This window comes from Candidatus Latescibacter sp., assembly GCA_030692375.1.
GTDB lineage: Bacteria > Latescibacterota > Latescibacteria > Latescibacterales > Latescibacteraceae > JAUYCD01.
The window spans coordinates 20680-28384 of sequence record JAUYCD010000170.1; the positions used below are offsets into that span (position 1 = coordinate 20680).

Sequence of the window (7705 nt, forward strand, 5' to 3'; positions counted from 1 at the left end):
GGATATTCATAAAAAGGATTTTCTTTCAATATGCGTCAAAACTTCAGCCCCCTAAATCCCCCGAAGGGGGACTTAAAAGACTTAAGCACAAAGCGTAACAGTTATTTAACTAATTATCTTTAACTTGCACGTTATTATATTTACCATGTAAAGTCCCCCTTCGGGGGATTAGGGGGCTGCCTTCGGTTACACAATTAGATCTCTTTGAATACTTCACATAAAATCTCGATATCTCACAGGAGACAACCATGAAGTTTCGTATTCTGGCATTATCTTTTCTTGTATTTACCTTTGCCGCCACACTATACGGTCAGGAAAACATGAAAACCATCAGCATTGACACACTTCGTGACAAAATTGCCGGCGGCTGGGCCGGCAAGATGATCGGGGTCTCCTACGGCGCACCAACGGAGTTCCGGGCGCAGGGAAAGACCTACGAGGAAAAACTCGCCTGGGAAAAACCCTCGCGGGTGAATAATGCACTCCGGCAGGACGATCTCTATGTCCAGTTAAGTTTAATGATGACCATGGACCAGTATGGGATCGATGCACCCGCGGCAAAATTCGCCGAATCTTTCGCCACCGCAGGTTATCCTTTATGGCACGCCAATGCACAGGGCCGGAAGAATTTCTTCGATGGTATCATGCCGCCTCTTTCCGGAAGCCCGGAATACAACATGCATGCCGACGATATCGATTTTCAGATCGAGGCCGACTATATCGGGTTCATTAACCCCGGCATGCCAAAGACCGCAATGTTGCTTGCCGACAAGGTCGGGCATATCATGAATTACGGCGACGGCGTCTATGGCGGAGTGTTTATGTCAGCAATGTATACACAGGCGTTTTTCGAGAACGACATCCAGAAGATAGTGAAAAATGCCCTTCTCTCAATTCCCGCAAAGAGCGACTATGCAAAATGCATCAGTGATGTGCTGATTTTGAAATCACGATATCCGGATGACTGGCGGGCAACCTGGAAAAAACTTGAGGAGAAATGGGGCGACGATCATATCTGCGGAGCGTTGAGTCCTTTTAATATCGATGCCAAGATAAACGGCGCCTATGTGGTCATCGGCCTTCTTTACGGCGATGGGGATTTCGGGAAGACCATGGAAATCGCCATCCGCTGCGGGCAGGATTCGGACTGCAATCCTTCGAATGCTGCCGCGGTCATTGGAATCATGAGGGGTTATAGCGGGGTACCGAACGAATGGAAAGACGGCATCCCGGCAATTGCCGATTCTCTTTTTATATACACCAAATATTCATTTAACTCGGCAGTGGAAAACACCATGAAATATGCCAAACAGCTCATAACGGAAAACGGCGGGAAGATTTCAGCAAACGAAGCGGCGATCAAAATTCAGAAACCTGTGGCTGCGCCGTTCGAGGTTTCATTCCCCCGTCTGGTTCCCGACCGGGTCGTTGCTGTATCCGACAGCACCGCCTGGACATTTAAAGGAAATTGGAAAAGTGCTTCAAGGAATACCATAACCAGTGAAAGCGCGGGGGCGGAAGCTGTATTCACCTTTACCGGGACGGGAGTCACCCTCCATGGGTCATGGTGGAAGGATGGCGGCAAGGCTGATGTGTATGTGGACGGGAAATTGAGCCGTACCATCGATACCTGGTTCAATCAGCGGGGGAGCTATGAAATATGGGAAACTCTGAAGCTGAAACCGGGAAAACACACCGCGCGCCTGGTGGTGAAAGGTGAAAAAAGATCTGAATCAACGGGGACTTCTATCACCCTGTCCGGCGCTACCGTTTTCAAAACCGGCCCGAAAAAAAGCGAGGGAGTGAAGATATAAATTATGGAAGGAAGCTCTTGATAAGTTCACGCAGATCGTGGCGCAGGGGGAAAATACTTTTTCCGTCAGTCGTTATTCTTCTGTTTCTTTTTGCCTTGCCGTCGTACAGCGCGGAGAAATTGAAAATCATCTTCGATACCGACCTGGCGGGGGATATCGACGACGCGTTTGCCCATGCCCTGGTACAGGTCAGCCCCGAATTCGAGGTGCTGGGGATCACCACCGCTGACGGTCCCGCCCACCTGCGGGCAAGGGTGAGCTGCCGGATGCTTTACGAGTGCGGGCAGGAAAATATCCCGGTGGCGGCGGGGAGGCAGACTAGAGCAGGGAGCCCCATTCCCCGTCAAATGCATTGGGGCGATGGCTTCGAGAGATTGAAACCGGTGAAGCAGCCCGCCGCAGATTTCATTATCGGAATGCTCAGGAAATTTCCCGGCCAGGTCACCATCATCAGCGTGGGGCCGGTCACCAATCTGGCGGATGTGATCGAAAAGGACCCCGATGCATGGAAAATGGTGAAAGGGGTGTACTCCATGTTCGGTTCCTTTTACATTGGCTATGACGGCGGCCCCATACCCGACGCCGAATGGAATGTGAAAGCCGATGTGGAGAGCGCGAAGAAATTCATGAACTCCGGTATCCCTATCACTCTGGCCGGGCTTGATGTGACCACTCTGGTCAAGTATTCCGCGGAACGGCGCACCCGCCTCTTTATGCGCCGCTCGCCCCTGACCGACGCCATCTCCGGGCTTTACACTCTCTGGGCAGGAGAGCGGTCGAACGCCGATCCCACATTGTTTGACCCGGTGGCGGTCTCCATGGCACTGAACGCCGGTTTCGTCTCCACCCGCGCCGCGTATGTCCGGGTGACCGATGAAGGCTATACGGTGATTGACGAATCCAAATCCCCCAACTGTCGTATCGGCATGCATGTCAACCGTGAGGCGTTTTTAGACTGGTTGACTGGAAGGCTGTTGGATCAGAATCTGATGAGGAAATAAATAAAGCAGTCAAACTTGATCTTTTATAAGTACTTGACAGGTGTTCGGTTGTTGATGTATTTATAAATTGACTATGAACAATGGGCAACACTTGCAGCAATTCGGGAGGAACTTCAGTGATAACTTCTTTGCCGTTACAAATAGAACAAATAACCACCTTCTGCCGTAAATGGGGAATTCACGAGCTTGCCGTGTTCGGCTCCGTTTTACGGCCTGACTTCAGTCAAGAGAGCGATGTTGATTTTCTCGTAACATACCAGGAAGGAATGAAACCTGAATGGCCTCGTATTCTCGACATGCAGGAGGAACTCACCGCGCTGGTTGGCCGTCCGGTGGATGTTATAGACCGCAAGAATGTTGAACTGAGCGAAAATTATATTAAACGGAAACATATCCTGCAAAGCGCACAGGTGATATATGTGGAAAGATGAGGGATATCTACTCGATATTTTCAATGAGGCAAAGAAACTCGTCCGACATTTTCAGGGAGTTTCACGCCAAGATTTTTTTCGTGATGAGGAGAGGCAGTATGTGGCGTTCTGGTCAATCTCAGTAATGGGCGAAGCTGCAGGAAAGGTTTCCCAGAAATTTCGGGCTGAAAACCCCGATCTCCCCTGGCGGGAGATGATCGGAATCCGAAACGTGCTCATACATAATTATGCGCGTATTGACCTTGACATTGTTTGGGGAGTCATCACCCATTCTGCACCGCAACTTATCCAGTCAATTGGACCGCTGTTACCGGACAAAGATGAAGTTTGACCGTACCCCATTAACCCATCGAAAAGAGAGATGGAAAATTTCCTGAGGGAATTCAGACAATGATTATTGCAACGGATAACCGGTTGATATACCAGAAGATCAGAAAATACACGCAACGCCTTGCGGAGAATCATATCGGCGTGTGGCGAATTTATCTCTATGGGTCGTATGCCAAAAGCGCCGCTCGACCGGATAGCGATATTGATCTGGCGGTCTTCCTGGATAAGGATGAGATTGACGGATTTCGGGAGGATGTCGAACTGATGCGACTCCGGTGGGACATCGATCTCAGAATAGAACCGCATGCATTTGCAAAGTCGGACTTTGACGAGACGAACCCCTACATCAGGGAAATCATCGAGACAGGGGAGAGGATCGTGTGATGAACACGGGTTTGGTCATCCTCTTCATTGGTGTCAATACTATGGAAAGTAAAATTGACAAGTTGCGTGGGAAAGACCGGGTCAAGGTCGTCACAGCGCGCACTTTGTGGGTTCCGGCCATTCATAAGCGCGGTGATATCGGTGTTAAGCGTTTCTATAAATCGATGATTCAAGGAATGAGGAAGAAACGTTGGATAATTGTCTCAGTTGTACTAACAAGTATAGGGAAATGTGGCCATGACGGGAAATTGTTTCTTTGATGAGAGCAAAGACCAATCAAGGGTCAAGTCCGCGATTGTTTCAAAGTACTTCGATGCTTGGGCAAGTGTTATCACTGGGGTACAAAATAAAAAAAACCTTGGCAATAAAATTGCGTATATCGATCTATTCGCAGGGCCAGGTCGTTATCAGGATGGTACGCGCTCAACACCGCTCCTGATTTTAGAAAAGGCTATTCAGAAATCGCAAATTCGCGATAGCCTTGTCACAATTTTCAACGATAAGGATGAAAATAATACCAACTCGCTTCAACAGGCCATTGATGAACTTCATGGGATAGAAACTCTTAAATACAAGCCTGTGGTCCAAACGAAAGAAGTGGGAGAAGAGATCGTCCAGATGTTTGAGCAGATGAATCTTATTCCCACACTGTTCTTCGTAGATCCATGGGGCTACAAAGGGCTTTCGCTACGACTCGTAAATTCAGTCATCAAGGATTGGGGGTGCGATTGCATTTTCTTCTTCAATTACAATCGCATCAATATGGGTTTGGGCAATCCTATGGTCAAAGAGCACATGAATTGTCTGTTTGGAAAGGAAAGAGCGGATGAGTTTCGGGTGCGATTAGAGCCGCTTGATAAATATGAAAGAGAGATGGTCATTGTCGAAGAATTATGTCAGGCGATAAAAGCACTGGGCCCGCGTTATGTCTTACCTTTCCGATTCCGTGACGACAAAGGTACCCGTACCAGTCACCATTTGATTTTTGTCAGTAAAGGATTCAAAGGTTATGAGATCATGAAGGAAATCATGGCCAATAAATCCTCTTCTGACGAACAGGGGGTGGCCTCTTTTGAATATAATCCAGCGGATGTTAGACCGTTCCGTCAACTATCGCTACTCTTCCAATTGTCAAGGCCATTGGATGAATTGGCGGGCATGCTCTTGGAGGATTTTGCCGGGAGGACACTAACGATGCGTCAGATATACGAGCAACATAATGTTGACCGACCATATGTGAGCCGAAACTACAAGCAGGCTTTAAGCAAACTCGAAGAGGACGGAAAGATAACGGCCAGCACGCACCGGAGAAACTCTTTCGGAGATGATGTACAGGTCACGTTTCCAGCGCTTTGATAATGAGGTATAATAATGGGAATAAAATCTGCAATCGAATGGACCGAATCAACATGGAATCCAGTGACGGGCTGTACAAAAGTCAGCCTCGGTTGCGCCCATTGTTATGCCATGCGAATGGCATTGCGTCTTCAGGCGATGGGACAGGCAAACTATGTCAAGGGTTTTCAAGTGACAATCCACGAACATGCGCTTAATCTGCCGTTGCAATGGAAAAGCCCTCAAATAATATTCGTAAATTCAATGTCCGATCTTTTTCATGAAGACGTACCTTTCTCCTTTATACGCCAGGTTTTTGCGGTGATGGAGGCGGCGTCATGGCACAGGTTTCAGATATTGACAAAACGCTCCGAGCGGATGGCGGAACTCGCCAATATGTTGCCGTGGCCGAAAAATGTATGGATGGGTGTTACGGTGGAAAGTGGCGCTTTCTTGAATCGTATCGACCACCTCCGGTCTGTAGAAGCCGCCGTGCGGTTTCTGTCGCTTGAACCTCTCCTCGACCCGGTGCAAAATATGGATTTGACAGGAATCGACTGGGTGATAGTGGGCGGAGAATCTGGCCCCGGTGCACGTCCTATGAAGGCGGAATGGGTTCGCGATGTACTCAATCAATGCCGCAATGCGGATGTACCTTTCTTCTTCAAGCAATGGGGAGGAACGAACAAAAAAAAGGCCGGGCGTCTTTTGGATGGACGGGTATACGACGAGATGCCTTCTCCTGATGAATACTTTACGCAATTGGCTCTTTCCCAATTGGATTCACTTACAGAGATGAAATACTGAAAGTGTTCGCGGTATAAGGGGCAGACCTCGGCCCCGATTTCTGAATTTTTTCACAGGGAGGGTTCACATGGTCATCGTACAATCCTATACAGCAGCCATTGTCATGTGTATCGTCACCATGCTCTGCTGGGGATCCTGGGCGAATACTCAAAAACTGGCCTCGCGTGAATGGCGATTCCAGCTCTTTTACTGGGATTACGCCATCGGGGTTTTTCTCCTCGCCCTTATCTTTGCATTTACCCTGGGGAGCACCGGTACATCAGGACGGAGTTTTCTTACCGATCTGACCCAGGCGGACAAGGGCGCGCTCTGGCTTGCGTTCCTCGGTGGAATCGTGTTCAATATGGCCAATATTCTTATCGTTGCGGCCATCGATATTGCCGGACTGGCGGTGGCGTTTCCGGTGGGGATCGGTCTGGCGCTTGTGGTCGGCGTGGTGACCAACTACCTTGCGACTCCCCTGGGGAATCCCTTTATCCTGTCTCTGGGAGTCGCAGGTATTGTCACGGCTATCATTATCGATGCTGTCGCCTACAGGCGTCTTCCCACTCAGGGACAGAAAACCCCGGCGAAAGGCATTGTCATATCCGTCCTCGGGGGCTTGCTCATGGGATTCTTCTACCGGTTTGTGGCCGCTTCGATGGCAGGGGATTTCGCGCAGCCGGAAGCCGGAAAGCTTACCCCCTACACGGCTGTTGTGATTTTCTCGCTGGGGCTTCTTATCTCCAATTTCCTCTTTAACAGTGTAATTATGGTGAAACCATTTGTGGGAGAACCCGTTCCGTTCGGAGATTATTTCCGTAAGGGGAGCCTGAAACTTCATTCCATCGGGATTCTGGGCGGAATTATCTGGAGCATCGGGATGTCGTTCAGCATCATTGCCTCAGGATCTGCCGGATTTGCCATCTCTTATGGCCTGGGACAGGGGGCGACCATGGTCGGAGCATTCTGGGGTGTGTTCATCTGGAAGGAATTCAAGGAAGCCCCAGAAGGCACGAACAAGCTTCTGGCGGTCATGTTCGTATCGTATATCATCGGTCTGGGGCTTTTGATTGCAGCGAGGGTGATGTAAAGGAAAAAGCCTTCATCGTGGATAAGGAGTCTTTCATGAACAAAAGCATTGTCGTGGTTGGCAGTTCGAATACCGACATGATCGTTAAAGCGGCGCGGATCCCTCGTCCGGGAGAAACTATCCTCGGCGGCCGGTTTTCCATCGCTGCAGGGGGGAAGGGCGCCAATCAGGCGGTCGCCGCCGCACGGGCAGGAGGCGATGTTACCCTCATCGCCCGGGTGGGGGAGGACATGTTCGGCGAACAGGCGCTGATAGGATTCGCCAAGGACAATATCAACATCCGGCACATCATCCGTGACCGTGAGATGCCTTCCGGGGTGGCGCTGATAATGGTGGATGAAAAGGGGGAGAACAGTATAGCTGTCGCTTCAGGATGCAATGCCTGCCTGTCGCCGCAGGATGTTGATAAGGCCGAAAAAACCATCGCTTCAGCCCGGATTCTCCTCATGCAGTTCGAAGTGCCTCTCGATGCAGTGCGAACGGCTGCGGAAATCGCCTCCGCGCACGGAGTCGAGGTTCTCCTTAATCCGG

At 49.9% G+C, this 7705-nt stretch carries 10 protein-coding genes; all 10 read left to right on the plus strand.

Going from position 1 to position 7705, the window contains the following annotated elements:
• The first annotated feature begins 248 nt into the window (after positions 1-248).
• Positions 249-1814: an ADP-ribosylglycohydrolase family protein gene (locus Q8O92_10235; protein MDP2983692.1), complete on the plus strand. Its 1566-nt coding sequence runs from the start codon at positions 249-251 to the stop codon at positions 1812-1814.
• A 119-nt stretch (positions 1815-1933) separates the two neighbouring features.
• Positions 1934-2815 (plus strand): nucleoside hydrolase, encoded by an 882-nt coding sequence (locus Q8O92_10240; protein MDP2983693.1) that lies wholly within the window; start codon positions 1934-1936, stop codon positions 2813-2815.
• Between the two features lie 116 nt (positions 2816-2931).
• Positions 2932-3246: a nucleotidyltransferase domain-containing protein gene (locus tag Q8O92_10245; GenBank protein MDP2983694.1), complete on the plus strand. Its 315-nt coding sequence runs from the start codon at positions 2932-2934 to the stop codon at positions 3244-3246.
• The gene (locus Q8O92_10250; GenBank protein ID MDP2983695.1) at positions 3233-3577 is read left to right on the plus strand and encodes a DUF86 domain-containing protein; all 345 of its coding nucleotides are present in this window, start codon (positions 3233-3235) and stop codon (positions 3575-3577) included. The genes Q8O92_10245 and Q8O92_10250 overlap by 14 nt, the downstream gene beginning before the upstream one ends.
• 59 nt (positions 3578-3636) lie before the next feature.
• The gene (locus Q8O92_10255; protein ID MDP2983696.1) at positions 3637-3960 is read left to right on the plus strand and encodes a nucleotidyltransferase domain-containing protein; all 324 of its coding nucleotides are present in this window, start codon (positions 3637-3639) and stop codon (positions 3958-3960) included.
• The gene (locus tag Q8O92_10260) at positions 3960-4220 is read left to right on the plus strand and encodes a hypothetical protein (GenBank protein MDP2983697.1); all 261 of its coding nucleotides are present in this window, start codon (positions 3960-3962) and stop codon (positions 4218-4220) included. The genes Q8O92_10255 and Q8O92_10260 overlap by 1 nt, the downstream gene beginning before the upstream one ends.
• Complete coding sequence (locus Q8O92_10265; GenBank protein ID MDP2983698.1) at positions 4198-5316, plus strand: three-Cys-motif partner protein TcmP; 1119 nt, start codon at positions 4198-4200, stop codon at positions 5314-5316. The genes Q8O92_10260 and Q8O92_10265 overlap by 23 nt, the downstream gene beginning before the upstream one ends.
• A gap of 15 nt (positions 5317-5331) precedes the next feature.
• Positions 5332-6102, plus strand: a complete 771-nt coding sequence (locus Q8O92_10270; protein ID MDP2983699.1) for a phage Gp37/Gp68 family protein — start codon at positions 5332-5334, stop codon at positions 6100-6102.
• 67 nt (positions 6103-6169) lie between these two features.
• A complete protein-coding gene (locus Q8O92_10275; GenBank protein ID MDP2983700.1) occupies positions 6170-7174 on the plus strand; it encodes a multidrug DMT transporter permease in 1005 nt (334 codons plus the stop codon).
• A 35-nt stretch (positions 7175-7209) separates the two neighbouring features.
• A partial coding sequence (locus Q8O92_10280) for a PfkB family carbohydrate kinase (protein MDP2983701.1) occupies positions 7210-7705 on the plus strand: 496 nt, incomplete at its 3' end.